Origin of the sequence: Stenotrophomonas sp. 610A2, assembly GCF_030549615.1 — a bacterium.
GTDB classification, from domain to species: domain Bacteria; phylum Pseudomonadota; class Gammaproteobacteria; order Xanthomonadales; family Xanthomonadaceae; genus Stenotrophomonas; species Stenotrophomonas pigmentata.
This window is the reverse complement of the sequence record NZ_CP130832.1, coordinates 607,282-633,181: the sequence shown is the minus strand read 5'-3', so window position 1 is coordinate 633,181 and position 25,900 is coordinate 607,282. Positions and strand designations below refer to the sequence as shown.

The following is a 25,900-nucleotide window of genomic DNA, read 5'->3' as shown; positions in this document are numbered from 1 at the left end:
ACCACCTCCGGTTGCGCACAGGCGCAGCCACAACCCGCCCGGATCCCTGCGCAATGGCCGACAGCCCCGACGACTCCTCTACCTCCCGCAGGGGCGGCCTGGGCCGCATCCTCGCCCGGCGCAGCGCGCCGCAAGCGACTGCGGCGGGCGAGGTCGTGGCCAGCGGGGGCGGCGGCATGGCCATGCTGCAGCGCCTGTTCATCGGTGCCAACGCGCCGGAACCGGTGTTGGCGGCCTTCGCCCAGGGCATGTGCACCCTGCCCGGCGAGCTTGGCGACATGGGCCAGCGCCTGCACAGCGCCCACGCCGAGAAGGACTGGGAGCGCTACGGGCGCCTGCTGCGGCAGTTGATCGACAAATACATCCGCACGGTTGAACTGGAAGCCTCCACCACCAGCAACAGCCAGGCCGAGCAGCTGCGCGACATGTTGCGCGACACCTTGGGCGCGGTGCTGGCCAGCCTGATGCAGCAGTCACCGGAACTGGAACAGCAGGCCCAGCGCATGGGTGAGGAACTGCGCAGCTGGCGCAGCGGCCAGCCGCTGCAGCCGGTGGCCATACATCTGCGTGAGCTCTGCCACCAGGTCGGCGTGCGCAGCAGCAGCCTGCAGGAACAGCGCGACCTGCTGCTCAACCTGTTCGACATGCTGCTGGAAAACATCTCCGAACTGCTCGATGGCGACAGCTGGCTGCAGGGCCAGATCCGCTCGATCCGGCAGTTGCTGGCCGGGCCGCTGGATGCGAACTCGCTGGAGCAGACCCGCAACGACCTGCGCGAGGTGATCTACCGCCAAGGCCTGCTGCGTGATGGCATCGACCAGTCCAAGCAGGCGATGAAAGACCTGATGGTGGACTTCGTGACGCAGGTGGACGGTATGGTCACCGAAACCGGCGAATACCACGACCGCATTGCCAGTTATGCCATTGCCGTACGCCAGACCCGCAGCATCTCCGACCTGACCCAACTGCTGCAGGACGTGCTGCAGGACACCGCACGGGTACAGGAACAGGCCGCACGTGCACGTGACCATCTGGCCAATGCCCGTGCCGAGGCCAAGGCCGCCGAGCAGCGCGTGCAGCAACTCGAACGCGAGCTGGAAGAAGCCGGCAGCCAGCTGCGTACCGATCCGCTGACCGGCGCCCTGAACCGGCGCGGGCTCGAGCAGCAGCTGGGCGAGTTGCTGGCCGACCACGGCACGCCGCTCAGCCTGGCCATGCTCGACCTGGACCACTTCGGCCAGACCAATGCCCAGCACGGCCATGCCGGCGGCGACCAGGCCCTGCGCCATCTGGTGGCGGTGATCCAGCAACGCCTGCGCGGGCGCGACTGCATCGCCCGCCTCGGTGGCGACGAGTTCGTGCTGGTGCTGCCCGGCCTCAACCGCGCCGCCGCGCTGGAAACCCTGCAACAGCTGCAGCAGCAGATGGCGCAGCGGCCATTCCTGCATGGCGACCAGCGCGTGCAGGTGCGTTTCAGCGCCGGCGTCGCCCAGGCCCAGCCCGGCGAAGCCCTGCAGGCTCTCCTGCAACGGGCCGACCAGGCCTTGTATGCAGCCAAGCGGGTAGGCCGCAACCAGGTCCTGCCGGCCAACTGAGCCATCGCCCGAGCGGAATTCCGCCCGCGGCTGTGATATTTCCTGCGCTGGTGCGAATCACCTTGGCATGGACATCACTGCGACCGCCCCCATCGCCGATCTGCAACAACGCTTTGCCCTGCTGCTGGCCCAGCACCAGGGCATCGTGCTCAAGGTTGCGCGTGGTTATTGCGCGCACCTTGAAGACCGCCGCGACCTGATCCAGGAAATCAGCACCCAGGCCTGGCGTGCCTTCCCTGACTTCGATCCGCAGCGTGCGCGCTTCAGCACCTGGCTGTACCGCATCGCCTTGAACATCGCCATCTCGCAACTGCGTGGCCGCGAACTGCGACGGCAATACCACAGCGATAGCGCGCTGGACGATGACCTGGCCAGTGTTGCCGACAACGCCGAGGACACCGCCAGCCTGGCCCAGCTCAATGCCTTGATCCACCGCCTGCCAGCGCTGGACCGTGCCCTGCTGTTGCTGCACATGGACGACTGCAGCCACCGCGAGATCGGCGATGTACTGGGCATCAGCGCCAGCAATGCCGCCACCCGCCTGCACCGACTGCGCCAGCAACTGCGCAGCCAGTTCGACCCCACCGACACACGAGGCTGACCGCATGGAACTCGACCAACTAAAAGCCGCCTGGGCACAGCAGGCGCAACGTATCGACCAACTGGAAGTGCTGGCCCTGCAGGCATGGCAGCAGCCACGCCAGGCCGGCGTGCGCCGCCGCCTGCGCTGGTTCAGCGGCCTGCAGCTGGGCTGGTTGCTGGTGTGGATCGCGGTCACCGTGTTGGCCGCCGGCTTCTGGATCGAGCACCGTCAGCTGCCGCAGCTGCTGCTGAGCGGGCTGGCCCTGCATGTCTACGGCATCGCCGCGATCTGGGTATCGGTTACCCGCGCCCTGCTTGCCGTGCATGTGGACATGGCCTCGGCGCCGGTGTTGATCCAGCAGCAACGCCTGGCGAAGCTGCGCCGCTTCACCGCGCTCAGCGAACTTGGCCTGGGCCTGCCGTGGTTCTGCCTATGGCTGCTGGTGCTGCAATGCCTGTGCGTGCAGTGGCTGGGACTGGACCTGTACGCGATGGCGCCGGCGTGGTTCCTCGGCACCCTGGGATTCGGCGTGGTGCTGATGCTGGTCAGCGTCGCAGCGGCACGTTGGGCGATGCGGCGCGTGCCAACCAATCATCGATGGCAGCGACTGCTGGACAGCCTGTCCGGGCAATCGCTGGCCCGTGCCCAGCGGCAGCTGCAGGAGTTGCAGCAAGGCCTGCAGTAACTGCAGCCGCGTTGCTGTTTTGTAGGAGCGGCGTCAGCCGCGAAGCTGGCAATCCAGCAGATTACTGTCATGCCAGCACTCAATTGGTGCCGGTGACATCATCTGCTTCGCGGCTCACGCCGCTCCCACAACGGTTGGTCTATCGGCTTCGCGGCTTACGCCGCTCCCACAAAATCAACTCAATGCGCGGCTTTCGCCCCACGCATACGCTGGAACAAGGTCACCACGGTCAGTACCACTGCACCAATGATCACGCCTACCACCACGCTGCCCACCGCATTGGCCAGCCATTCCAGATTGGCCGGCGCCAGGCCGACGATGAAGTGATGCAGGGCCGGGATCGCGTGCACCAGGATGCCGCCACCCACCAGGAACATCGCCGCGGTGCCGGCAATCGACAGGCCGCGCATCAACCACGGTGTGGCATACAGCAGGCCACGGCCAAGCGCTGCCAGCGCGCGGCCCTTGTCCAGCAACCAGGCGCCGATATCGTCGAGCTTGACGATGCCGGCAACCAGTCCGTAGACGAACACCGTCATGCCCAGCGCGATCACGATCAGGGTCGCCACCTGCTGTGCGAACGGCTGGTTCGAAACCACCCCCAGCGACAGCACGATGATCTCCGCCGACAGGATGAAATCGGTACGCACCGCGCCCTTGATCTTGTCCTTCTCGAACGCAACCAGATCCACCTTTTCATCAGCCATGGCCTTCAAGCGCTCGGCCTTGTGCGCGTCGTCCTCATCCTTGGAATGCAGGAACTTGTGCGCCAGCTTCTCCACCCCTTCGTAGCAGAGGAAGGCACCGCCGATCATCATCAGCGGGGTGATCGCCCACGGCAGCCATGCGCTGATCGCCAGCGCCGCCGGCACCAGGATCGCCTTGTTGACCAGTGAGCCCTTGGCCACCGCCCACACCACCGGCAACTCCCGGTTGGCGCTGACGCCGGTCACCTGCTGGGCATTCAGCGCCAGATCGTCGCCGAGCACGCCAGCGGTCTTCTTGGCGGCAACCTTGGTGAGGATGGAGACGTCATCCAGCAATGCAGCAATATCGTCGAGCAGGGCAAACAGGCTGGCTCCAGCCATGGGTCACCGTCAGGTCGTGGGACAGGGGGAAGAGGGATTCTCACTCATTCGTGGCGTCATCGGGATATCCGCCCACGCATTCACCCACCTGCAACCCGGCTGCGGCCACACTGCACCCGTGCCACCACGGAGATACCCGCTTGATGGAACCGACCAGCAGCGATGCCCCGACCACCGTCGGCGGCAACAGCCGACGCCAGCAGATCGTGCGGCTGCTGCTGCGCTACCGTAATTCGGGGGTGTTCTCCGGGATCTCGCTGGATGGCGAAATCCCGCGCCTGGGCCGGCCACCGGCCGCCGGCAATCCCACCCAGTTCGTCGCCGACCTGGAGGCGCTGGGCACCACCTTCGTCAAGCTCGGGCAGGTGCTGTCGACCCGCCCGGACATGATTCCGCCCGAATACGTGGCCGCGCTTGAGCGCATGCAGGAACAGGTTGCGCCGATCCCGGTCGAGCAGATCCGCGCGGTGATCGAGGACGACCTCGGTGTACCGGTCAGCAAGCTGTTTGCCTGGTTCGACCCGGAACCGCTGGGTTGCGCCTCCATCGCCCAGGTCCACCAGGCCGAGCTGCATGACGGGCGGCAGGTCGCCATCAAGGTGCAGAAACCCGATATCGCTGCCCAGCTGCGTTCGGACATCGGCGTGCTGCGCAGCTTCGCCACCGCCGCCGACCACCTCACCCGGGTTGGTCGCAAGGTGCGCTTCTCCGACTGGCTGGGCGAGTTCGCCAAGACCCTGCGCATGGAGCTGGACTATGAAGCCGAGGCCGCCAACCTGGCGCGCTTCGGCCAGCATCTGGCGCCGTACCCGGAGCTGTGGGTGCCACAGCCGGTCTGGGATCTATGTGGCCGCCGGGTATTGACCATGGAACTGGTGCATGGCGTGCGCGTGGATGCCATCCCGCAGGTCCGCCGCACCGAGCAGTCGATGGTGCCGTTGGCCGCCGCACTTGTGCGTGGCTACCTGGACCAGATCTTCGTACATGGCGAGATTCACGCCGACCCGCACCCGGGCAATCTGCGGGTGACGCCGGAGGGCCAGCTGGCGATCTTCGACCTGGGCATGGTCGCGCATGTGCCGCCACGGCTGCGCCAGCGCCTGCTGAAAGTGCTGTTTGCCGCAGTGGACGGACGCGGCGAGGAAGTGGCCGATGAAATCATCAGCATCAGCACCCGGCTTGAGGACTACGACGAAGAGCGCTACCTGCGTGAGACCGGGCAGATGATTGCGCGCTACGCCGCCAACGGCACCTTGTCCGAAGGCCACGTGGTGCTGGAGATCGTGCGGATCGCCACTGCCAGCAATCTGCGCACGCCACCGGAACTGAGCCTGCTCGGCAAGGCCCTGCTCAATCTGGAAGGCGTCTGTCGTTTCCTCGCCCCCGAGATGAAGACCCGGCGTGTGGTCGAGAAACAGCTGCAGCATGTGATGCGCGCGCACTTCCGCAAGTCGCTGTCGGCCGCCAACCTGGCCAGCGAGGCGATGGAAGTGCAGCAGCTGCTGCGCAACGGGCCACGACGCATGTCCGACATCCTCAGTCTGGTAGCCGAGAACAGGCTGCAGATGAAGGTGACCGGCCTGGATGAATCGCGCTTGATGGAGAACATCCAGAAAGTCGCCAACCGCATCGCGGCGGGCTTGATCACCGCTGCATTGCTGCTGTCCTCCACCCTGCTGATGCGGGTACCAACACGCTGGACGCTGCTTGGTTACCCGGCCTTCGCGATGCTGCTGTTCCTGCTCGGTGTGTTCATCGGCCTGGGCCTGATTGTCAGCTCACTACTGTTCGATCGCCGCACCAGAGCGCGGGCACGCGAAGAGCGCGGCCACCGCTAAGCCAGAACGCAACAACTGTAGCCCGGGTAAGCGCAGCGCACCCGGGACCACGCGTGGCGTGCATCCACGCGATGACAGCACCGCCGACGAACCTTGCAAGCCTCATTGCAGGTGCGCGCACAGCTGGAGCAGCACAGCCACGCGCAAGCTGCATTGCTTCTATCGTTGCCATCCCGGGTGCGCTGCGCTTACCCGGGCTACGTGATGTCGCTTCAACGCACTGACGCCAGTAGGCGCGAACATCAATAAATCAGCCTGAAAAGCACACTCTCTCACCCTGTCTCACGCGCAAAACGCCGCAATCCGCTGATGATGAATACGACAGCGCTGTCCAAACATTTCAGTCAGGTTACGGCAGGCAAGATCCAGATGCTTCGCCGCATCGCCCATACAGCGTGCCTGCAAAGCGCCGACGGCCGCAGCCGTTGACCCTGTCTCCGCTACCCACGTGACCGCATGCATTGGATCATCTGGCTGTCTCTGGCAGCACTGTTCGTATTGTTGATGTTGTCACCCACCCTGGCCCGGTTGAAGGCAGGTCTGTTATCGCTGCTGTTGCTGGCACTGAGCAGTTGGTGGTTGATCGATAAACTCAGCGGCGATGGCATCAATTCCGCCACGCTCTACCACCTGCGCAGCGACATGGAAGGCGCCGGTGTTGGTGACTTCAGCGCCTACATCATCGGCTTCATCGGCCTGGTCCTGCTATCGCTGACACCGTTGTTGCTGCTGCGCATGCGCCGCCTGCAACTGCCACGCCATGGTCTGCCGGTATTCGCAGGGTTCGCGGCGCTGCTGCTGTCCACGCTGATGCTCAGTCCCTTGTACGCCGACGGCAAGCGCATCTACCTGCAGATGCAGCCGGTGGACTACAGCGCGGTGGCTGGCGAGTACCAGCTGCCATCCAAGCCATTGGCGCAGCGGCCCAACATCGTCTGGATCTACGGCGAGAGCCTGGAACGTACGTATTTTGACCAGAGCGTATTCCCCGGCCTTATGCCCAACCTCACCCGGCTTGCTGGTGAAGGCCTGGATTTCCGCAACATCGCCTCCGCCGACGGCAGTGGCTGGACCATCGCCGGCCTGGTGTCGTCGATGTGCGGCGTGCCGCTGACCACCGCGCAAGGCGATGAGAACAGCATGGGGCGGATGGGCCGCTTCTTGCCTGAAGCCTTCTGCCTTGGTGATTACCTGAAGCAGCAGGGCTATAGCAACCACTACATGGGCGGAGCCAACGGGCAGTTCGCGGCCAAGGCCGACTTCCTCAACTCGCACGGTTTTGACGACGTGCGCGATCTGGAATGGTTCCAGCAGCAGAACATCGCCAAACGCCATTTTTCCAATTGGGGCGTGCACGATGACGTGCTGCTGGAGCGCGCCTACGAACGTTTCCTCGAGCTGTCAGCGAGCGGCCAGCCGTTCATGCTGACCGCCTTGACCATGGACACCCATCATCCGGCCGGGCATCTGCCGGTGGCCTGCAAGAACACGCGCTATCGCAGCGTGCACGGCAATATCGGCCTGCTCAATGCACTCAAATGCAGTGATCGGCTGATCTCGCGCCTTGTGGATCGCATCCGCAGCAGCGAGTTCGCCGACAACACGCTGGTGGTGGTGGCCTCCGATCACCTGGCCATGCCCAATGACCTGAGCCATGTGCTGGAAAAGCAGAAGCGCGAGAACCTGCTGCTGTTCCTGGGCAACAAGCTGCAACCGCAGCAGATTGTTGCCCAGGCGGGCACCACGCTGGACTCGGGCGCTACCGCGCTGCAGCTGCTGGATCCGGCGATCGATGCAATCGGCTTTGGCCGCTCACTGTTGAAGCCTGCCCCTGCGGCCAGTGCCAGCGTCGCGGCTACCAGCGGTGATACAAGGACGTACGCACGCTATAGCGCGTTCGCACGTTCACTGTGGCTGGGCGAACAGACCCGCATGCTCAGACTGGACGAGGATCAGGTGCTGGTCGGCGTGCAGAAGGTGCAGCCGCCGGTGCTGCTGGAATACGACCAGCAGTGGGACCTGAAATCGGTGTACCTGGAAAATACCTCGCGCAAGTTCGAGGAAGCCGATCCGCAGCATCGCCTGGCCTATGTCGACCGCTGCACTGCGTTTGAAGATGGCTCGGCCGACGGCCAGTGGTGCGCGCTGCTGCTGGACAGTGACCAGGGCATGCGCCTGTACCGCGATGCGCAGCTGCGCCGAGGCATCGCCGTGGATGCGCCGCTGCAGGCGTTCAGCGGGCCGCGCCCAAGCGTGCGTCAGTCACGCATGATCAGCCGCCAACCGCGCCACACCAGTCCCGGCCAATACGTGCTGGAGCTGTATGCGGCGCAGCGCCCCGAGCGTGGCTTCTGGGTGGAAGCAGTGGCGTCCAAGCGCAACGTGGTGGTGGCCCAGCAATGGGTGCAGCCCGATGCCGATGGCCGCATCCGCATGCCGCTGGGCGTGGACCAGGAGATCGACGACCTGGAGATCCGCGCCTGGTTGAATCATGCCGAGCAGTTGGCCGTGGACGACTATGCGCTGGTGCCGACCAGCGAGCATCCGAGGTCGTAACGCTGCTGCTTTTGCAGGAACGGTGTCAGCCGCGAAGCTGGCAATGCTGCAGTCGCTATTGCAGCCGCAATCTGGCGGACCATCAGCTTCGCTGCTTGCGCCCTCCTACAAATCACCGGGAAAGCCCCTGCCGAGCATGGCTCGGCACTACATGCGGACCTCCCCCTGCCGAGCATGGCTCGGCACTACCTAGGTTTGCGGGGGATCGCGTACCAGGTGGATGTCGGTCGGGGTGGACAGGGCGATGCCAGCGGCGGCTGTCTGTTCCAACAGGGCGAACAATACCTCGCTGCGGGTGCCGTAAACGCTCCGCGACGAGGACACATAGGCGAAGCTGTTCACCGCCACCTGGCCGCCACTGATCGAATCAATGAAGAACGACGGCGCCGGATCGATCAGCACCGTTTCGTTGGCGGCATAGATCCCCAGCAGCAATGCCCGCAACTTGCCCATGTCGGTGCCCAGCGGCACCGAGAACTGCACCTGGATGCGCCCCAGCGCATTGGCCATGGTCATGTTGCGGATGGTCTTGGTGATCAGTTCCGAGTTCGGCACGATCAGCGTGGAACGATCGCCCACCTGGATCTCGGTGGAACGCACCGAGATGCGGCGGATGTCGCCTTCCTGGTCGCCGATCTTGATCCAGTCACCAATTTTCACCGGGCGCTCGGCCAGCAGGATCAGGCCGGAAACGAAGTTCTGGGTGATCGCCTGCAGACCAAAACCGATACCAACCGACAGCGCGCTGGCCAGCAAGGCCACCTTTTCAAAGCCAATACCCAACGCTGCCAAGGCCCACAAAGCAGCCAGCACGATGCCCAGATAGTGGGCAACGGTGCTGATGGAATTGCGTGCGCCGATATCCAGTTCGGTCTTGGGCAGATAGGTATCCACCAGCCAACGCTGCACCACCCGCATCAGCGCAAGGCCGAGTACCAGCACCAGCACCGCGCTGATGATCGAGCCCGGCGTCAGCAGGTTGCCGCCGATCTTGATGCCGGCCGACAGACGCTCCAGCCAGCCGTACAGGGCGCTGACGTTGCCGAACGGTGCAACAAAGGCGGTGATGCCCAGCATCACCAGCGCAAGCCGTGAGGTGGCCGACAGCAATACACCGGCCTGTTCCAGGCGACTGGCAGACAAGCCCGTCGACAGCCGCAACATGCGCCCGGCAGCACTTTCCGGCGCCAGCAGCCACAACGCGAAATCATCGGCGAAACGCGTCAGCAAGGTGGTCGCCAGCACGATCACCGTGCCCCAGACCATCTGCTGGGCAGTGAACATGGCGAAGTTGAGGTAGCCCAGCAAGGTCGCCACCAGCGCGGCGAAGATGCTCAGGTAGCCACCCAGGCGCGCCACGATCAGCCAGCCACTGCGTGGCGCCCGCGGCGAGCGGCCGCTGCTGGTGTTCTCCGCTTCGGCCTGTGCGGCCGCTGCCGCACGGCGTCGATGCAGGCCAGCCAAGGTCGCCAGCATGCTCATGATCAACACCACGTAGGTCAGTGCGATCAGGCCATCCAAGGTCACCGTACCCACCGCCGAGGTCCGCGCCGCGCGATTGACGTCGCGCAGCAGCATGGTCAGCCAGGTCAGGCTGGCCGCACCCCAGGCAAAGCGTCGCAGGCGGGCGGCAGCGACATCATCGATGTCCAGCAGGCGCCAGGTGGGCCGCGACGGCACCAGCAGGCTGGCTGCCACCGCACCAATGAAGGCCGCCACGAAGGTGGCGACAACGAACATGTCGGCCACCGATTCCAGCCGCGGTGCGATGGCATCGATTGCCCGCAGGCTGGCCACCAGTACCGTCGCCGCCAGCCCGGGCAGCAAGGTGCCGACCAACAGCAGCCACACCGCAAGACCGGTACGACGCAGGCGTCCGTCCGGGGCACGTTCGGAAGCGGCATAGCGGCGCCCAAGGTGGCGCAGCCAGATGCGCAGCGGGAACAGCATCAGCAAGGCCAGCGAGGCGCCCAGCAGCGGCATGCCCCAGCCCTGCTTGCCGGCCGCCTTCAGCAGGGCATCGTGGGCCTGCCGGTACAGCGATTGGAACCGCGCAAGATCATCCGGCACATGCTCACCGAATTCCCGCCACAGTGCCGGCGACAACGGCGAGGCCACCTTGCGCCCCATCTGCTCGCCGAACTGCTGGGCGCGCATCTTCTCGATGGCTTCGTTGGCCTGCTTGGCCTCCTCGGCCAGCAGCTTGCCGCGCTTGATGTCGGCATCGACCTGGCTGCGCTGCTGGTCCAGCAGCTTGCGCTGGCGGGCAATGCCGGCGTCTTCGCCGCCTTCGGGTGCCGGCCCCAGCTGTTCGATGCGGGCGTCGAGCTGGGTCAGCTCCGGCTGCAGCGCGGCGACGCTGGCCTCGGCCTCACGCTGCGCCTGGCTGGCACGCTCAGCCAGGGTTTTCAGTGTTTCCGGTGCGTCGGCATCGTTGACTGCGCGCTTGACCGCCGCAACCGTGCGCGAGGCCTGTTCGATACGGGTCTGCGGACTGATGTCGGCCGCCGCTCCATCTGGCGCGGCCCAGGCCGCACTGCTGGTAGCCAGGCCAACCAGGAGAACAAACAGCAGTGCACGCAGCGGATGCGAAAAACGTTGGGCAAGCAAGACGGGGCACCGGATCGCGCGGACCACCGCGCCTGCCGGGAACTATATGTCAGAGCGCGTTCACATCCTGCAAAACCGTGCCCGATCTTCAGTATTCCAGTGCCAGCTCGACGATGTGGTGGCGGTTGAGCTCATAGATCTCCATGAACTCGTCCTCGGTCAACTCGTGCGGCGCGTAGATCGCCACCGGCTCCCACACCTGCGTGGTTGGCTGCGGTTGGCGTGGGCCTACACGCAGGCAGAAACCCTGCCCCTCGTACTCGACCACCTCCGGCAGCTGCTCCCAGCGCTCGCGCGCATAGCGGTTCTGCCCCTTGAGCAGGATCACGACAAACATGGAGAACTCCTGTTTTTCGGATGCCGCCAGCCTAGCGCAGCCCGATTTGTCCGGCGCGAAAAAGCGTTGCCACCGATGGCAGCGATTCAGTGAATGGCAAATCAACCCAGCAGGCACAGTCCCTTAACCGGCAGTGGCCTATAGCTGTGGCCCCGGCGCGCCCGCGCCACCGCCGAAGAGGTCAACCATGACGCAACACTCCTCCCTGGCAACCGTTCCGCACGTGGACCTGCAACGCTATCTGGGCACCTGGTACGAAGTGGCGCGCCTGCCGATGCGCCATGAGCCCGAGGATGCCACCGACGTCAGTGCCCACTACTCGCTCAACGACGATGGCAGCGTGCGCGTGCAGAACCGCTGCCTGCACAACGGCGACCTGGAAGAATCGATCGGCCAGGCAACCGCGGTCGATGACAGCAACAGCAAGCTGGAAGTCAGCTTCCTGCCGGAGGGCCTGCGCTGGATTCCCTTCACCAAAGGCGACTACTGGATCATGCAGCTGGACTCGGCCTATACCACTGCGCTGGTCGGCAGCCCCGACCGCAAATACCTGTGGCTGCTGGCACGCCTGCCACGGATGGACGCCACCACCCGTGACCATTACATCGCCTATGCACAGCAGCAAGGCTTTGACACCAAGCCCTTGATCTACACGCCACATACCGGCCATCCGACTGGCTGACAGCTGCAGCGGCGAGCGGAGGCGCGCATGGACCTGAAGAGTGGCTACCCGTTCTGGGCCATCAAGAATGGCCTGATGCATGCCTTTCCGCCGCTGCAGCAGGACCTGCGCTGCGAGGTGGTGGTGCTCGGCGGTGGCATCACTGCCGCGCTGATCGCCGATGAGTTGGTACAGCATGGCCATGAGGTCGCGGTCATCGAGCAGCGTGATATCGGCTGGGGCTCCACTGCTGCCAGCACCGCGTTGCTGCAATACGAAATCGACACGCCCTTGCGCGAGCTCGCCAAGCGTTATGGGCTGGATGCGGCATTGCTGGCCTACCGTGCCTGCGCGCAGGCCATCGATGAACTGCAGGCGCTTGCCAGGCAGGTGGATGACGTCGATTTCCGCAATGCGCGCAGCCTGTATTACGCCAGCCATCGCCGTCACCTGCGGCCGCTGCTGGAGGAGTTCGAGCTGCGCAGCCAGCACGGATTCGCGGTGGACTGGCTGGACGCCGAGGGCGTTGCAGCAGAATTCGGTTTCAACGCGCCCGGCGCGATCCTCAGCACACCGGCGGCGAGCATGGACCCGTACCGGATGAGCTACCGGCTATTGATGCGGTTGCTGGCGCAGGGCGCGAAGATCCATGACCGCTGCCACATCAACGCCGTCGAAACCAGCACCCAACGAGTGCATCTACGCACCGCGGATGGCCTGCGCATCGAGTGCAAGCATCTGGTGGTCGCCGCCGGCTACGCGGCACAGCATTGGCTGCGGCAACGCGTGGCGCGCAACCGCAGCAGCTATGCCTTCGTCACCGAGCCGTTGCCGGCAAATGCGCTGGCGCAGCTGCGCGACACCCTGCTGTGGGAGACCGCACGCCCCTACCTCTACCTGCGCACCACCGCCGACCAGCGCCTGCTGGTCGGTGGCGAGGACGATGCGGTCGACCTGCCGCTGCGCCGCGATGCGCAGGTGGATCGCAAGGCACGGCGGCTGGCTGCGAAGGTCGGCAAACTGTTCCCGCAACTGGCGATTACGCCGAGCTTCGCCTGGGCAGGCACCTTTGCCGAGACCGAAGACGGCCTGCCGTTCTTCGGTGCGCACCGGCAGTGGGGGCCGCGCGTGCAGTTCGCCATGGCGTACGGCGGCAATGGCATCACCTATTCGATGCTGGGTGCCGGCCTGATCCGCGCTGCCATCGAAGGCCGCCGGCACAGCTTGGCGGAACTGTTCTCCTTCCGGCGCCTGGCTTGAAAGTTCCCCCGCAGCAACGGTGATCGACAGCCATCGTTCAACGGTTTTCTGTTAGCGTCCATGTTGCCCGCCAGCACGGCGTGGTCCCAGTTCCGGAGCGCCTGCAACATGATCCGCACATCCCTGATCACCGTCCTGTTGTTGGCCCCCGCCGTTGCCATGGCGCACGATGATGCCGCCAGCGCTGCCGGCGGCCTGGACCTGAGCGTGCCGCAGGCACCGGTGCGCTATCTGGGCGACACCTACAAGGGCGACGCACCGGGCACCTATTACGGCGACCACAGCGGCCGCGGCCTGGCCAAGAAGGACAGCAGCCCAGGCGCCGAGGTGATGGACGACAAGCTGCAGGTGCATGGCACGGTCAGCGCCGGTATCGGCTATTCCAAGGCCTACGGCAACAGCAATTGGCAGGCCGTGGACCTGAACCTGGGCAAGAACTACAACACCGACGAGGGCGAAAGCCGTCGGGTGAACCTGAACATCCATATGAGCAAGAGCGACGGCCCCGGCCCCTATGGCTACGGCCCGGGCCCGGGTTTTGGCCCTGGCCCCTGGGGCGGCTGGTAAGCCGCCCATATCCAGCTGAGCGGCTGCTAAGCCGCTCCGATCTTGCCGAGCGGCTGCCAAGCCTCTCCAAACAGCTGCGCAGCCGATTCCACGCCGTCTAGCGGCCGGCGTGCATCCACAGGCAATCCAGCGCATCCAGCGCGATATGCACCAGCAGGCCGATGCCGAACAGGCGGGTCCGCTTGGGCAGGGTCAAACCCGCGTACAGCACGATGGCCGGCGCGGTATGCAGCGGGTGGAAGCCGATGCTGCAGCGGTTGGGGGCATAGATCGGGTCGGCCAACAGGTGATCCAGGTCGATCACCCAGCCCAGCAGCAGCAACAGCCAGGCCTTGCCGAACTGCGGCCGCCAGAACAGCCAGGCCAGCAGTGCAGGCACCGCCACATGCAGGCACAGGTGCAGGATCGCGCGTGAACTCATCGCCGTGCCGCCAGCGGCAACACGGCAAAACCAGCCCTGGCGGGCCTGACGGGGACAACAGCGGGAACCTGCATACGCGCGGACTTTGCTGAACCAGCCCCGATTGTAGGCCGGAGCCCCGCCGGTGCGGCGTTACACTATGCCCCCGCCGGCAGTTCCGCCGCGGTGGTTCCGGAGTGGCAATGATCAACAACGACGTACTGCGCAGCATCCGCTACATGCTCGACCTCAGCGACAGCATGGTGGTGGATACCATTCACTTGGCCGATTCCAGCTTTGAAGTGGATGCGGCACAGGTGCACGATTTCCTGCGCAAGGACGACGAGCCGTTGTTTGAAGCCTGCCCGGACGCGGTGCTGTCGCGCTTCCTGGACGGCCTGATCTACCACTACCGTGGCCGCGACGATTCGCAGCCGCAGCGTCCGCCGGAAAAGCGCATCACCAACAACATCGTGTTGAAGAAGCTGCGCGTGGCCTTCGAGCTGAAGGATGTCGACATGCACGCGATCTTCGAGGCGGCTGGCTTCCCGATGTCCAAGCCGGAGCTGTCGGCACTGTTCCGCCAGCCGGACCACAAGAACTACCGCGAATGCGGCGACCAGGCCCTGCGCAACTTCCTCAAGGGCCTGACCCAGCGCGTACGGCCGGCGTAAGGCGACTGTGAGATGTGGGAGCGACAGCTCCCTTGTGGGAGCGGCGTAAGCCGCGAAGCTGACAATGCATGCGCGGCCGGGGATTCTCCTCGGCCGGTATGGTGTTGACCGCTGCTTCGGAAACAACTGTGGCTTCGCGGCTTACGCCGCTCCCACAAGGGTTACAAAAGCCAGATGCGCTCCGCGCGATCAGCGCTTACAGAATCCGGTAAACCCGCGCCTTCGGCAGGTCTTCGTCCACCTGCAGGAACCAGCGCCCGGCGATGCCCGGGATCACTTCGATTTCCGGCGACTGCAAGGCAGTGCGCAGGCGCATCTGGCCCTTCAGCACCTTCCATTGCTGGCCATTCGCCAGCACGAACACCGTGCCCGGCTCCCAACCTTCCACCGTTCCCTGCACGCTGCTGTGCACAGGGCCTTCTTCCAGGCCGATCTGCATGGGCGCAGGTGTGGGTGCGGCGGCAACTGCTGTGACCGGCGCAGTTTCGCTGAGCATGCGGTTGAGCAGCTGCAGCTGCTGCGCGCTCAGGCCGACCTGCTGCAGCTGTTCGGCGCTCAGGCGCTGCTCCAGCGGCAGGTAGTCGCGCTGCTGGCTCCAGGCCAACGGGGTTGTCGACAACAGCATTGCAGCGAGCAGCAGGCGGGTCTTCATTCTCAAGGTCCTTCCGGCCGATGCCGGTTGAGGCGCACTTTGCTGCAGTTTGGTTGCAGTGGTGTTACAGGAAACTTGGGGGCTGCTTGCTAAAAGCTTCCCCTCACCCCAACCCCTCTCCCGCAGGCGGGAGAGGGGCTCGGATCGCGTCGGCTGCTAGTGCACTAGCCCCTCTCCCGTTTACGGGAGAGGGGTTGAGGTGAGGGCAAGCTTCTAGCGCAAGATCTCAACCCCAAACCTTCGGCAAAAGAAAAGGCCCGGCATAGCCGGGCCTTCCTTCGCAGCATCACGCCAAGGCGTCAGCGCGTATTACCAGCTGAAGCGCGGACCCACGGTCCACTGCTTGTCACCGTTGTTGAACATCTTGATGTCGCCATTGATGCCCCAGTTCTGGTTCAACTTCACCTGGCCACCGAGACGGCCGTAGAAGTCGCCTTCCGGGCTGATGCCGTGCTTCTTGCTGAAGTCTTCGTAGCCAGCCATTGCATACACTTCGGCGTGCTTGCCGAATGCGGTGCGGATACCGGCTTCAGCGCTGTAGCCGTTGAAGTCCAGGCCCTGGGCGAACTTTTCGTCGTACTTCTCGTAAGCAGCGCGAGCGACGAAGTCGGTGGTCGGGGCGATTTCCTTGTTGAAGCCGGCGCCAACGCGCCACTGCTCGATATCAAGGTTGGTGTGCGAGATTTCCTGGCGGGTGTATTCGCCGAAAGCGTGGAAGTTCGGCAGGAACCCGTAGGAACCCTTTACGCCCCAACCTTCTGCCTTGCCGTCGGCCGAGGTCTTGGCGTAATCGGCTTCTGCATAGTTGTAGGACAGGCCGTCGGCGGCCGAAGCGGCGAACGGGAGGGCGGCAACCAGCGCCAGGGCAATCAACGAAGTCTTCATGGGTACTACCTCTGCATTACTGAGCTTGATGGCACGACAGCAAACAGCTGTCTGCGTCCGGATGTAAGTTTTCCGTTAGTCGCCCCAACAAACCCTGAAACCACGCCTGCAATAAAACGCCGATTTTTGGCTTTTATTCAGGCGTTTCCTGGCACGCGCGGCGCGCGCGCACTTCGCATCCCGTTCATTTACGCAAATGCGCGCAAGAATCAGCGCGTGCGTTTGCCCGCCGCAACGCCGCCAAACGTGGTTGGCAATGCGGTGTCATGCAGCGGTACGCCGGTCTCGATGTCGCGCAGGATCGGGCAATCCGGGCGGTCATCGCCTGCGCAGCAGCTGGCCAGTGCCTGCACCGTCTGCACCATGTCCTGCAGCTCGGCGATGCGTTGCTGGAGCACCTGTACGTGCTCCAGCGCCATCCGCTTCACATCGGCGCTGTGCCGCGAGCGGTCGCGCCACAGTTCCAGCAGCTCGCCGATGCGCTCCACGCTGAAGCCCATGTCACGCGAGCGCTTGATGAAACCCAGCGTGTGGATGTCCCGCGCCGTATACACGCGATAGCCCGCATCGGTGCGTGCCACCGGCCCGACCAGGCCGGTTTCTTCGTAGTAGCGGATCATCTTGGCCGAGATGCCGCTGGCCTTGGCGGCCTGGCCGATGTTCATGCCTTCATCCATCATCATCGCTCCTCAAGCCTCGCTCTGTGGTGCACGGAAGCGCTTCAGGCGCAGCGCGTTGCCCAGTACGAACACCGACGACAGCGCCATCGCCCCGGCCGCGAACACCGGCGACAGCAGGATGCCCCAGACCGGATACAACACACCGGCCGCGACCGGGATCAAGGCGGTGTTGTAGACGAAGGCCCAGAACAGGTTCTGGCGGATATTACCCATCGTCGCCTTGCTCAGCGCGATGGCATTGGGCACGCCCTGCAGGCTGCCCGACATCAGCACCACGTCGGCCGCCTCGATCGCCACATCGGTACCGGTGCCGATTGCCAGGCCTACATCGGCCTCGGCCAGCGCCGGCGCGTCGTTGATGCCATCACCAACATAGGCCAGGCGGCCGTGGCTGGCCTTGAGCCGGCGCACTGCATCTACCTTGCCTTCCGGCAGCACTTCGGCCACCACTTCATCGATGCCGAGCTGGCGCGCGATGGCCTCGGCGGTGCGGCGGTTGTCGCCGGTGATCATCGCCACCTTCAGGCCCAGCGCGTGCAGGCTGGCGATGGCGGTACGGGTGTCGTGCTTGATCGGATCGGAGACCGCGATGATGGCTGCCAGACGGCCATCCAACGCCGCGTACAAGGGGCTCTTGCCCTCTTCGCCCAGCCGCTGTGCGTCGGCCGCAAACACCGCCACGTCCAGGCCGAGTTGCTGCATGAAGCGGTCAGCACCCACTTCCACCCGCACGCCGTCCACATTTGCACGCACGCCGTAGCCGGTCACCGATTCGAAGGCATCCACGGCCGGCAACGGCAGGTTTTCCTGCTGTGCGGCAGTGACGATGGCGCGGGCAATCGGGTGTTCGGAGCGGTCTTCCACTGCTGCCACGCGTGCCAGCACCTCGCTGCGCTGGAAGCCTGCCGCCAACTGCAGATCGGTCAACAGCGGGCGGCCTTCGGTCAGCGTGCCGGTCTTGTCCACCGCCACCACCTGCGCCTCCTTCAACAGCTGCAGCGCCTCGCCCTTGCGGAACAGCACGCCCAGCTCGGCACCACGGCCGGTACCGACCATGATCGAGGTTGGCGTGGCCAGGCCCATCGCACACGGGCAGGCAATGATCAGCACCGCCACCGCATTGACCAGGCCGAAGGTCAGCGCCGGATCCGGCCCGAAGATCAGCCATACCACGAAGGTCAGTGCGGCCAGGCCCATCACGATCGGCACGAACACCAGGGTGATGCGATCAACCAGGGTCTGGATCGGCAGCTTGGCACTCTGCGCCTGCTCAACCAGGCGGATGATCTGCGCCAACACGGTCGCTCCGCCCACGGCGGTGGCACGCACACCCAGCGCACCGGTCTGGTTGACGGTGCCGCCGATGACATTGCTGCCCGGCGCCTTCTGCACCGGTACCGGTTCGCCGCTGATCATCGACTCGTCGACGTAGCTGTCGCCATCGATGACCTCGCCATCCACCGCGATGCGCTCGCCCGGGCGGACTTCAATCACATCGCCACTGGCGATCTGCGCCAGTGGCAGTTCAACCACACCACCGTCGCGGTGCACGCGTGCGGTCTTGGCCTGCAGCTTGAGCAGGCGTTTGATCGCCTCTGAAGTGCGGCCCTTGGCCTTGGCCTCCAGCACGCGGCCGAGCAGGATCAGGGTGACGATCACCGCCGCCGCTTCGTAATAGACATTCACCGTACCGGCCGGCAGCAGGCGCGGCAGGAAGGTCGCCACCAGCGAGAAACCAAACGCGGCCAAGGTGCCTACCGCGACCAGCGAGTTCATGTCCGGTGCGGCGCGCAGCAGCGCCGGGATGCCCTTCTGGTAGAAGCGGCGACCCGGGAACACCAGTACCAGCGTGGTCAGCGCGAACTGCAGCAGCCAGCTGTTCTGCGTGCCCAGCGTGCCTGCGATGAAATGGTGGAAGGCGGGCACCAGGTGCCCGCCCATTTCCAGCAGGAAGACCGGCAGGGTCAAGGCCGCCGCAAGCCACAGGTCGCGCTTGAGCAGGCGCAGTTCATCGGCATGGCGCTGCGCCTGCTGGTCCTCGTTGCTGCCGGCGCTGCCGACCACGCTTGCCGCATAGCCGGCCTTCTCGATCGCCGCCAACAACGCGGCAGGATCGGCTGTGCCCTGCACGCTGGCGCGCTCGGTGGCAAGGTTGACGCTGGCCGACTGCACGCCCGGCACCGCCTTCAGCGCGCGCTCGACGCGGCCTACGCAGGACGCGCAGGTCATGCCTTCGATCAGCAGCTCCTGCGCGGCCGGTGCGCTGACCTCGTAGCCGGCCTTGTGTATCGCCTGCACCAACGCCTCGCGCGGCACGCTGCCGTCGGTATGAACGCTGGCGCGTTCAGTGGCCAGGTTGACGCTGGCCTGGGTGACGCCGGGGATGGCCTTCAACGCACGCTCGACGCGGCCCACGCAGGACGCGCAGGTCATGCCTTCGATCGTCAGGTCTTCGCTGCTGGGGCCGGGCGTGTGCTTGGCCGGGCTGGCGCTGCTGCTCATCGGCAGGTCTCCACTTCAATGAATGGAGCCACCTTAAAGCTTCCAACGATGGGAGGGTCAAGCGCGGATCAGGCGCTTGACCTTGCCATCATGGGAAGGTCCACGCTGTGTCCTCCCCAACGGAGAAACCCGATGAAACTGCATATCGAAAGCATGAGCTGCGGCGGCTGCGCTCGCAGCGTCACCGCCGCGCTCAAGGCCGTGGACCCGACCGCCACGGTCGAGATCGACCTGCCCGGCAGGAACGTGAAGATCGAATCCAGCCAGCCACTGGACAGCTTCACCAAGGCGCTGGAAGACGTGGGCTTCCCGGCGAAGTAACCGCCGCATTCATGCTTTGTGGCTTGTGGGAGCGGCGTAAGCCGCGAAGCTGATGGATCTCCGGCGCATGGAATTGCCGGATCGCCATGGACCATCTGCTTCGCGGTTTACACCGCTCCCACAAAACCATCAGCCTCGAACTCCCTCAGCGCGCGCGTTTCCACACTTCGCGCTCAACCCGGCGCTCGCCGTCCCAGCGCTCCAAGGTCCACACATCGCCTTCCAGGGTGTAACGGAAGCTGTAGCTGCCGCCGTTTTCCAGCGGATACGAGGCCATCAACGGCGTCTCCACGTACTGTCCGTCGCCGCTGCGGTAGGTGCCGGAACCGCCAGCCCAGAACTTGCCATCGCTGGTGGTGGTGAACGCAAACCGGCCATCGGCCAGGACCTTGGTGCCGGCCAGCTTCTGGCTGGCGTAATCCACGACGGCCCCTTCCGGATTGATGAACTCCCCGGACTGCAGCTGCCATGCACCCTGCAGGCCATCGGCGCCCTGCGCGCTGGCAGCGCCCAGCATCAATACAGCGGTGGCGAAAGAACGCAGCAGCATCGGCAACTCCTGATCGGCACGGGACCGCATTGTGCGCATTGCCGCCGTCTCCGCGCCATTACCAGTTCATTGGCAACCTTTTCCGGGGCGCTATCATTGCGGCATTACAGCAATCAACGGCGGCCACCTCGTGCAGACCCTACTCACCCCGGTATCGATTGGCGAACTGATCGACAAGATCACCATCCTCGAAATCAAGGCCGAGCGCATCACCGATACCGCCAAGCTGGCCAACGTCCGCACCGAGCTGCAGGGCCTGTGGCCGCTGTGGCTGACGCAGCAGGAAGCACGCCCGTCACTGAGCGCACTCAAGGACCAGCTCAAGGCGATCAACGAGCGCATGTGGGAAATCCAGGACCGCCTGCGCGAGAAGGAAGCTGCGCAGGATTTCGGCGCCGACTTCATCACCTTGGCGCGCGGTGTATACGGCACCAACGGCGAGCGCATCGTGGTCAAGAATGAGATCAACCGCGTAGCCGGTTCGGCCTTGGTTGAAGAGAAGCAATACCAGGGCGAGTAAGCGCCCTGCCCCCTCCCTTTCGCGTAGCGAAGGGGAGGGCTGGGGAGGGGTGCTCTTGGCAGCAACCGCAAAGCCCCAAGCAAAAACCAACCCCCTCCCAACCTCCCCCTTGGCTGCGCCAAAGAGGAGGAGCGAAGCGCGTAGCCGCCGCCCTACTCCCTCCCTTTCGCGTAGCGAAGGGGAGGGCTGGGGAGGGGTGCTTTTAGCAGCAACCCCAAAACCTCAAGCAAAACCCAACCCCCTCCCAACCTCCCCCTTGGCTGCGCCAAAGGGGAGGAGCAAGGCAGCCACCCTACGTGCTGCTACCAAGCGTGCAGCTGTTGCTCCAATGCCCTCAGAACGCCAGCTGCGCCCACAGGCCAGCTTCGTGGCTTTCCTTGCGGCTGGTCGCCGTTTCCTGCGTCACCTGCTTGCCTACTGCTGCCAGGCGCAGGTACTTGTTCGGTTTCCACTCCACGCCGACCATGTGATAACGCTCGCGGTTGAGCGGATTGATATCCAGGCTCATCCGGGTTTCTTCGTGACGGGTGAACACGGCGTACTGCGGGCTCATCTGGTAGCTGCCCCATACCGACCAACCACGCTGGTCATCACTGCCCGGCTTGACCACGCGGGTCCAATCCTCGGCATAGAAATACTGCGCACCAATCCTGCCGCGCTCGCCAACCCAGCTGGCCATCGCATTCCAGCGCTGTGCGGTGTGCTCGCGCGGCATGTCGCCGGAATCCAGTGCACGGGTACCGCGATAACCGCCGAGCGCCAACTCCACGCCCTTGGCCGCTGCCCAGCCGACCCGCACTTCGACATCCGGGTGATCGCCCAGGCGCGGCTTCTGGTAGCCGCCGCCGGTAACCACCGAGGCGGCGTACGTGAAATCACCGCGGGTGTACTGGCCGTGCACGCCGTAATCGGCCGCGTTGCCCATCTTGCTGCGGGTGATCAACGCACCGTCGACATAGCGATAACCATCACGCGACGACTCCTGCTGGATCCACGGCAGCGGCGCGTTGCCCAGCCGCAGCCAGTTGCCCTTGCCGAAGCTGCGCTGCAGGTAAGCATGGCGCAACCACACGTCGGTGGGGTCGCTGTTGCGCAGCCACTGCACATCGGTGGTCACCTGCGCCGTCCAGTTCTGGTTGAAACGATGATCCACGGTGATGAAGGTACGCTTCAACTCCATCGCCAGGCCTTCATCGTCGGTGGTCACGCCATCGCGATCGAGCTGGCTGGCATTGATGAAAATCTGCGCCGACACCTTGGTGGCCGGCGCTGCGTCCTGTGCCCAAGCCAGTGCTGGCAGGCAAAGTGCGGCAAGCGCGGCGGCCAATGCATTACGGGAAACACACTGCATCACAACTCTCCTGATGCCAGCCTCAGCTGGCGGTACACGGTCAATCGCCTGCACCGCAAGCCGCTGTCGTAGCGCCGATGATCGGCCCTGGCGACACAGCCGGGTAGTGCATGCGGGGAACTACGCCCGTCCGCCATTCGCGAGCGCTGGCAGGCAGCGCCCTGGTCAGGACGTGTTTCAACAAGGAAGCCCCCAGGTAGCCGTGCGGCGTAAACGCCACCAGCGCTGGATTAGGCACTCCCCGATAGCGGCGGCAATCGCCAATCATTGAACGGCTGCCGTTCATCCGCCCAGGTTCAGCCACACCAAGCTGTCCCGAGGCTGCAGGAACCATCGTTCCCGCCGTCACTGCAGCCCCCGGGCGCGCGGGAATGCCGGTAACGATTTCCTGCGGATCTGCTTCAACGAGCCTGTTCATGCCCCTCGCCTTTGTGAACAACACCATTGTCGGCAAGCATCGGCGGCGCGACCCTGATGTAAGTCAATCCGGCGGGAATCGTCCTCCATTCCCTGCAGGACACGCGCGTTGTTACCCACTATCTGTGCGCCAGCCCGCATAACGGCAGCCAACAGCCGGGCCGGTACGCGCGCAGCGGCGGATTTTGCACGGCCGCAACATTCCCGGGCGCAGAATCCAACTCTGCTGAATCGGGTTCTGAGAAATCCGCCGTCTCCACCGAAGGTGGCCACCACGGCTGCCGCTCCCGCGAGGTCCGCCATGTCCTACGTCGATGGTTTCCTGGCCGCCGTACCGCTGGCCAACAAAGCCCGGTTCATCGAGCACGCACATATCGCCGATGCCCTGTTCATCGAGTTCGGCGCGCTGCGCGTCACCGAATGCTGGTCCGATGATGTGCCACACGGAACCCTGACCGACTTCTACCGCGCGGTGCAGGCCAAGGACGATGAAGCGGTGGTGTTCTCGTGGATAGAGTGGCCGGACAAGGCAACCCGCGATGCCGGCATGCAGAAAATGATGGAAGACCCACGCATGGACCCGGCCACCAACCCGATGCCGTTCGACGGCAAGCGACTGGTCTACGGTGGTTTCGTGCCAGTGCTGCACCTGGGCGAGTAAATCGCTGCGCGCAGCTCACTGGAGATGAGAAACGTGCAGGGATGATCGGGCTGCACCGCTACCCGTTTGTGGGAGCGGCGTAAGCCGCGAAGCTGATGGTCTTCAAACAATCGGCATCAATGCCAACTGATGATGTGCCTGCTTCGCGGTTTACACCGCTCCCACAAAAAGCCAGGTGCCAGAACACCCGAGCTACGAGGTTGCAGGTTTACCTGAGCGAAAAGCGCCTGCTTACTGCGCCATCCCCAACACGTACATCAGCACCAGCAGCGCAAGCACACCACCCAACACCGCAAAGAAGATCTTCCACGCGCTGTAAGGTCGCTCACCTGCCAGTTCACCGGTATAGCCATTGGCCAGCACCTGGAAACTACGTGCGCCATAGGTGTAACTGACCAGCCACACCGGCACCAGGATGTGCTTGAAGGTGCGCTTGCTGTAATTGGCCTGCACCTGCAGGTTGCGCTGGGTATCGCCGGGCACCTGCTCCGAGCACAGGTAGCGGGTCTGCTCCTGCATCTGCTGCTCGCCCTGCTGCGCAGCCTGGCGCAGATCCACCTGGTAACGCTCCACCGTCCAGCCACGCACGAACTCGGGGGTATACGGCTTCAGGTCGCTGGTGGTCGGGAAGCGGCCGATCTTGCCCAGCAGCTCCGGATGCACACCAACCGTGCCCGGCACCAGCTCGTCATCGAAGAAGTGCTGCAGCGAACCGGATGCGGGTTCCCAGCGTATGCGCCGCTCCTGCCGGGTCTGGGTGTTGCCCTTGGAGTCGCGGTAGCTGACGCTGACGTAGTAGTAATGCCCGGCCTCGGCAGTCCAACGCGCGGCAACATGCGCGTCGAATGTCCAGTACGGCAGATACATGCCCTTGAGCGTATCGGTCAGTGCCGCACGCTTGAGCTTGCTCGGCGCAAACCAGCGTGTGCCGTACCACTTGCGGATGATGTCACGCACCTGGCCGTCGCTGATCTTGAACGGCAGCACGCTCTGCGGGGTAATCGCATCGCCCAGCGACTCGTGGTCGATGATCGATGGCGAACCGCAGAACTCGCAGCGATCAGCGACCTTGCGGTCGACGAACACCGAGATCGCATGACAGCTCTGGCATTGCACCTCACGCGGCTGCGCACCGTAGCCGCGTTGCTCGGCCGGGGTGGCGGCCATGCTCTGCAGCATGCCGACCACGCCGCCCTGCGGCTTCGGCGGCAACGGCGGCGGCAGCGCCGCCTCGTCCTGCAGTCGCTTCAAGGCGGCCAGCAGATCCTGCTCGACCACGCCGCCACTGCCATCGCCCACGCCTGCGGCCGCCTCCGACAGCGGCACGATGGTGCCGCAGTAGGGACAGGCCAAGGCTTGCTTGGCGGCATTCCATTGCAGATCCCCGCCGCATTCCGGGCAGGGATGTTTGCCAACTGTTGCGTTGTTCATCAGCCGCGCAGGAACTCTTCCAGTGCCGAACGGGCAATGCGCGTGGCATTGCCGATCTTGCGTGCCTTCAGGTCACCGGAAGCAATGGACGCCATCACGTCCTCGACCGATACCGACAAGGCCTGTGCAGCCTGCTCGGGGGTGAGTACGTCCAGCGCCACTGCATCACCAGCACCAGGCAACGGCGGTGGTACCGCCGCGCCGGGCACCACCGGGGCGCCGGTCTGCATGTTGCGCATCATTTCCTGCGCCATGCCGAAGCCCATCGCCATCTGAGCCGGCACCGCAGCGGCAGCGGCACCTTCGCCACCCTCGCCCATGCCATGGCCCATCTGGTACTTCACGTAGTCGTTGAGGTTGCCGATCACGCCCATGCTGGAGCGCTTGTCGATGGCCTGCTCCACTTCCGGCGGCACCGACACGTTCTCCAGGATGAAGCTGGTGATCTCGATGCCGTACTTGTCGGTCATCGCCGGGTTGATGATCGGCAGCAGGGCTTCGCCCAGCTCGGAGTAGCGCGAGGCCACATCCAGAGCCGGCACGCCTGCCTTTGCCAGGGCCTCGGTGAACACACTGACGATGCGCGAACGCATGGTGTCGGCGAACTCATCCAGGCGGAAATTCTGGTCGGTACCAGCCACTTCCTTGAGGAACTTCGGCGGGTTGACGATGCGGAAATCGTAGGTACCAAACGCACGCAGGCGGACCACGCCGAAATCGGCGTCGCGCATCATCACCGGATTGGACGTGCCCCACTTGTTGCCGGTGAACAGGCGCGTGTTGAGGTAATAGACATCGCACTTGAACGGCGATTCAAAGCCGTACTTCCAGCCCAGGATGGTCGACAGCACCGGGATGTTCTGGGTGCTCAGCGTGTGCTTGCCGGGGCCGAACAGATCGGCGTATTGGCCGGCCGCGACGAACTGCACCGTCTGCGACTCGCGCACGATCAGCTGCGCGCCATTCTTGATCTGGCGATCCTCGTCCGGCCAACGGTAGGACAGCGTGTCACGCGAGTCATCGGTCCACTCGATGATCTCGATCAGTTCCTTCTTGATGAAATCCAGAATGCTCAT

At 64.5% G+C, this 25,900-nt stretch carries 24 protein-coding genes; 12 read left to right on the top strand and 12 right to left on the bottom strand.

All coding sequences use genetic code 11. The features are described from left to right. Positions 1-53: 53 nt before the first annotated feature. The 3 genes from Q5Z11_RS02770 (at position 54) to Q5Z11_RS02760 (ending at position 2,863) form a co-directional block, all read left to right on the top strand. Positions 54-1,595, top strand: a complete 1,542-nt coding sequence (locus Q5Z11_RS02770; RefSeq protein ID WP_303748615.1) for a GGDEF domain-containing protein — start codon at positions 54-56, stop codon at positions 1,593-1,595. 67 nt (positions 1,596-1,662) lie between these two features. Continuing rightward, positions 1,663-2,196, top strand: a complete 534-nt coding sequence (locus Q5Z11_RS02765) for an RNA polymerase sigma factor (RefSeq protein ID WP_303748614.1) — start codon at positions 1,663-1,665, stop codon at positions 2,194-2,196. A 4-nt stretch (positions 2,197-2,200) separates the two neighbouring features. Further along, positions 2,201-2,863 (top strand): hypothetical protein, encoded by a 663-nt coding sequence (locus Q5Z11_RS02760; RefSeq protein WP_303748613.1) that lies wholly within the window; start codon positions 2,201-2,203, stop codon positions 2,861-2,863. Between the two features lie 179 nt (positions 2,864-3,042). Here Q5Z11_RS02760 and Q5Z11_RS02755 read toward each other — a convergent pair whose 3' ends face one another. Next, positions 3,043-3,951 carry a DUF808 domain-containing protein gene (locus Q5Z11_RS02755; protein ID WP_303748612.1) on the bottom strand — a complete coding sequence of 303 codons (909 nt, stop codon included), beginning with the start codon at positions 3,949-3,951 and terminating at the stop codon, positions 3,043-3,045. Between the two features lie 143 nt (positions 3,952-4,094). Between Q5Z11_RS02755 and Q5Z11_RS02750 the strand changes: the two genes are divergently transcribed. After that, entirely contained in the window at positions 4,095-5,789 is a 1,695-nt protein-coding gene (locus Q5Z11_RS02750) for an ABC1 kinase family protein (RefSeq protein ID WP_303748611.1), read from the top strand. A 456-nt stretch (positions 5,790-6,245) separates the two neighbouring features. Next, positions 6,246-8,345: a phosphoglycerol transferase I gene (locus Q5Z11_RS02745; RefSeq protein ID WP_303748610.1), complete on the top strand. Its 2,100-nt coding sequence runs from the start codon at positions 6,246-6,248 to the stop codon at positions 8,343-8,345. 189 nt (positions 8,346-8,534) lie between these two features. Here the strand turns inward: Q5Z11_RS02745 and Q5Z11_RS02740 are convergent, their stop codons facing one another. Together Q5Z11_RS02740 and Q5Z11_RS02735 are read right to left on the bottom strand one after the other, a co-directional pair. Continuing rightward, positions 8,535-10,955 (bottom strand): DUF3772 domain-containing protein, encoded by a 2,421-nt coding sequence (locus Q5Z11_RS02740; protein WP_303748609.1) that lies wholly within the window; start codon positions 10,953-10,955, stop codon positions 8,535-8,537. Positions 10,956-11,043: 88 nt separating this feature from the next. Beyond that, positions 11,044-11,292, bottom strand: a complete 249-nt coding sequence (locus Q5Z11_RS02735; RefSeq protein ID WP_303748608.1) for a hypothetical protein — start codon at positions 11,290-11,292, stop codon at positions 11,044-11,046. A 187-nt stretch (positions 11,293-11,479) separates the two neighbouring features. Between Q5Z11_RS02735 and Q5Z11_RS02730 the strand changes: the two genes are divergently transcribed. The 3 genes from Q5Z11_RS02730 (at position 11,480) to Q5Z11_RS02720 (ending at position 13,780) form a co-directional block, all read left to right on the top strand. Further along, entirely contained in the window at positions 11,480-11,974 is a 495-nt protein-coding gene (locus Q5Z11_RS02730; RefSeq protein ID WP_303748607.1) for a lipocalin family protein, read from the top strand. Positions 11,975-12,001: 27 nt separating this feature from the next. Beyond that, complete coding sequence (locus Q5Z11_RS02725) at positions 12,002-13,213, top strand: NAD(P)/FAD-dependent oxidoreductase (protein WP_303748606.1); 1,212 nt, start codon at positions 12,002-12,004, stop codon at positions 13,211-13,213. Positions 13,214-13,321: 108 nt separating this feature from the next. After that, entirely contained in the window at positions 13,322-13,780 is a 459-nt protein-coding gene (locus tag Q5Z11_RS02720; protein ID WP_303748605.1) for a hypothetical protein, read from the top strand. Between the two features lie 97 nt (positions 13,781-13,877). Here the strand turns inward: Q5Z11_RS02720 and Q5Z11_RS02715 are convergent, their stop codons facing one another. Then, the gene (locus Q5Z11_RS02715; protein WP_282271453.1) at positions 13,878-14,201 is read right to left on the bottom strand and encodes a DUF6122 family protein; all 324 of its coding nucleotides are present in this window, start codon (positions 14,199-14,201) and stop codon (positions 13,878-13,880) included. Between the two features lie 182 nt (positions 14,202-14,383). Here Q5Z11_RS02715 and Q5Z11_RS02710 point away from each other — a divergent pair, with 182 nt between their 5' ends. After that, positions 14,384-14,854, top strand: a complete 471-nt coding sequence (locus Q5Z11_RS02710) for a YehS family protein (RefSeq protein WP_303748604.1) — start codon at positions 14,384-14,386, stop codon at positions 14,852-14,854. Positions 14,855-15,050: 196 nt separating this feature from the next. On the opposite strand, the gene Q5Z11_RS02705 is transcribed toward Q5Z11_RS02710, so the two are convergent. The 4 genes from Q5Z11_RS02705 to Q5Z11_RS02690 all read right to left on the bottom strand — a co-directional run bounded on the left by Q5Z11_RS02705 (position 15,051) and on the right by Q5Z11_RS02690 (position 19,573). Beyond that, entirely contained in the window at positions 15,051-15,506 is a 456-nt protein-coding gene (locus Q5Z11_RS02705; protein ID WP_303748603.1) for a hypothetical protein, read from the bottom strand. Between the two features lie 309 nt (positions 15,507-15,815). Beyond that, on the bottom strand, positions 15,816-16,391 hold the full coding sequence (locus tag Q5Z11_RS02700) for an OmpO family porin (RefSeq protein WP_303748602.1): 576 nt from the start codon (positions 16,389-16,391) through the stop codon (positions 15,816-15,818). Positions 16,392-16,600: 209 nt separating this feature from the next. Further along, entirely contained in the window at positions 16,601-17,056 is a 456-nt protein-coding gene (gene cueR / locus Q5Z11_RS02695; protein ID WP_303749958.1) for a Cu(I)-responsive transcriptional regulator, read from the bottom strand. A 24-nt stretch (positions 17,057-17,080) separates the two neighbouring features. Beyond that, positions 17,081-19,573: a heavy metal translocating P-type ATPase gene (locus Q5Z11_RS02690; RefSeq protein ID WP_303748601.1), complete on the bottom strand. Its 2,493-nt coding sequence runs from the start codon at positions 19,571-19,573 to the stop codon at positions 17,081-17,083. Between the two features lie 132 nt (positions 19,574-19,705). Here Q5Z11_RS02690 and Q5Z11_RS02685 point away from each other — a divergent pair, with 132 nt between their 5' ends. Continuing rightward, positions 19,706-19,894, top strand: a complete 189-nt coding sequence (locus tag Q5Z11_RS02685) for a heavy-metal-associated domain-containing protein (RefSeq protein ID WP_303748600.1) — start codon at positions 19,706-19,708, stop codon at positions 19,892-19,894. Positions 19,895-20,039: 145 nt separating this feature from the next. On the opposite strand, the gene Q5Z11_RS02680 is transcribed toward Q5Z11_RS02685, so the two are convergent. Continuing rightward, the gene (locus tag Q5Z11_RS02680; protein WP_303748599.1) at positions 20,040-20,444 is read right to left on the bottom strand and encodes a hypothetical protein; all 405 of its coding nucleotides are present in this window, start codon (positions 20,442-20,444) and stop codon (positions 20,040-20,042) included. A 130-nt stretch (positions 20,445-20,574) separates the two neighbouring features. Here Q5Z11_RS02680 and Q5Z11_RS02675 point away from each other — a divergent pair, with 130 nt between their 5' ends. Then, on the top strand, positions 20,575-20,964 hold the full coding sequence (locus tag Q5Z11_RS02675) for a DUF6165 family protein (RefSeq protein WP_303748598.1): 390 nt from the start codon (positions 20,575-20,577) through the stop codon (positions 20,962-20,964). Between the two features lie 334 nt (positions 20,965-21,298). Here the strand turns inward: Q5Z11_RS02675 and Q5Z11_RS02670 are convergent, their stop codons facing one another. Beyond that, the gene (locus Q5Z11_RS02670; protein ID WP_303748597.1) at positions 21,299-22,315 is read right to left on the bottom strand and encodes a hypothetical protein; all 1,017 of its coding nucleotides are present in this window, start codon (positions 22,313-22,315) and stop codon (positions 21,299-21,301) included. Positions 22,316-23,033: 718 nt separating this feature from the next. Here Q5Z11_RS02670 and Q5Z11_RS02665 point away from each other — a divergent pair. Then, complete coding sequence (locus Q5Z11_RS02665) at positions 23,034-23,393, top strand: DUF1428 domain-containing protein (protein ID WP_303748596.1); 360 nt, start codon at positions 23,034-23,036, stop codon at positions 23,391-23,393. Positions 23,394-23,624: 231 nt separating this feature from the next. Here the strand turns inward: Q5Z11_RS02665 and Q5Z11_RS02660 are convergent, their stop codons facing one another. Together Q5Z11_RS02660 and Q5Z11_RS02655 are read right to left on the bottom strand one after the other, a co-directional pair. Then, the gene (locus Q5Z11_RS02660; RefSeq protein ID WP_303748595.1) at positions 23,625-24,824 is read right to left on the bottom strand and encodes a hypothetical protein; all 1,200 of its coding nucleotides are present in this window, start codon (positions 24,822-24,824) and stop codon (positions 23,625-23,627) included. Then, positions 24,824-25,900, bottom strand: coding sequence for an SPFH and helix-turn-helix domain-containing protein (locus Q5Z11_RS02655; RefSeq protein WP_303748594.1), 1,077 nt, complete (start codon positions 25,898-25,900; stop codon positions 24,824-24,826). The genes Q5Z11_RS02660 and Q5Z11_RS02655 overlap by 1 nt, the downstream gene beginning before the upstream one ends.

Coding starts and splice junctions, on each gene's coding strand:
- Q5Z11_RS02770 (WP_303748615.1), top strand. CDS start 54: ATGGCCGACAGCCCCGACGACTCCTCTACCTCCCGCAGGGGCGGCCTG.
- Q5Z11_RS02745 (WP_303748610.1), top strand. CDS start 6,246: ATGCATTGGATCATCTGGCTGTCTCTGGCAGCACTGTTCGTATTGTTG.
- cueR (WP_303749958.1), bottom strand. CDS start 17,056: ATGAACATCGGCCAGGCCGCCAAGGCCAGCGGCATCTCGGCCAAGATG.
- Q5Z11_RS02690 (WP_303748601.1), bottom strand. CDS start 19,573: ATGAGCAGCAGCGCCAGCCCGGCCAAGCACACGCCCGGCCCCAGCAGC.
- Q5Z11_RS02655 (WP_303748594.1), bottom strand. CDS start 25,900: ATGAGCATTCTGGATTTCATCAAGAAGGAACTGATCGAGATCATCGAG.
- Q5Z11_RS02665 (WP_303748596.1), top strand. CDS start 23,034: ATGTCCTACGTCGATGGTTTCCTGGCCGCCGTACCGCTGGCCAACAAA.
- Q5Z11_RS02750 (WP_303748611.1), top strand. CDS start 4,095: ATGGAACCGACCAGCAGCGATGCCCCGACCACCGTCGGCGGCAACAGC.
- Q5Z11_RS02680 (WP_303748599.1), bottom strand. CDS start 20,444: ATGCTGCTGCGTTCTTTCGCCACCGCTGTATTGATGCTGGGCGCTGCC.
- Q5Z11_RS02760 (WP_303748613.1), top strand. CDS start 2,201: ATGGAACTCGACCAACTAAAAGCCGCCTGGGCACAGCAGGCGCAACGT.
- Q5Z11_RS02670 (WP_303748597.1), bottom strand. CDS start 22,315: ATGCAGTGTGTTTCCCGTAATGCATTGGCCGCCGCGCTTGCCGCACTT.
- Q5Z11_RS02735 (WP_303748608.1), bottom strand. CDS start 11,292: ATGTTTGTCGTGATCCTGCTCAAGGGGCAGAACCGCTATGCGCGCGAG.
- Q5Z11_RS02660 (WP_303748595.1), bottom strand. CDS start 24,824: ATGAACAACGCAACAGTTGGCAAACATCCCTGCCCGGAATGCGGCGGG.
- Q5Z11_RS02700 (WP_303748602.1), bottom strand. CDS start 16,391: ATGAAGACTTCGTTGATTGCCCTGGCGCTGGTTGCCGCCCTCCCGTTC.
- Q5Z11_RS02705 (WP_303748603.1), bottom strand. CDS start 15,506: ATGAAGACCCGCCTGCTGCTCGCTGCAATGCTGTTGTCGACAACCCCG.
- Q5Z11_RS02685 (WP_303748600.1), top strand. CDS start 19,706: ATGAAACTGCATATCGAAAGCATGAGCTGCGGCGGCTGCGCTCGCAGC.
- Q5Z11_RS02725 (WP_303748606.1), top strand. CDS start 12,002: ATGGACCTGAAGAGTGGCTACCCGTTCTGGGCCATCAAGAATGGCCTG.
- Q5Z11_RS02765 (WP_303748614.1), top strand. CDS start 1,663: ATGGACATCACTGCGACCGCCCCCATCGCCGATCTGCAACAACGCTTT.
- Q5Z11_RS02710 (WP_303748604.1), top strand. CDS start 14,384: ATGATCAACAACGACGTACTGCGCAGCATCCGCTACATGCTCGACCTC.
- Q5Z11_RS02730 (WP_303748607.1), top strand. CDS start 11,480: ATGACGCAACACTCCTCCCTGGCAACCGTTCCGCACGTGGACCTGCAA.
- Q5Z11_RS02720 (WP_303748605.1), top strand. CDS start 13,322: ATGATCCGCACATCCCTGATCACCGTCCTGTTGTTGGCCCCCGCCGTT.
- Q5Z11_RS02715 (WP_282271453.1), bottom strand. CDS start 14,201: ATGAGTTCACGCGCGATCCTGCACCTGTGCCTGCATGTGGCGGTGCCT.
- Q5Z11_RS02755 (WP_303748612.1), bottom strand. CDS start 3,951: ATGGCTGGAGCCAGCCTGTTTGCCCTGCTCGACGATATTGCTGCATTG.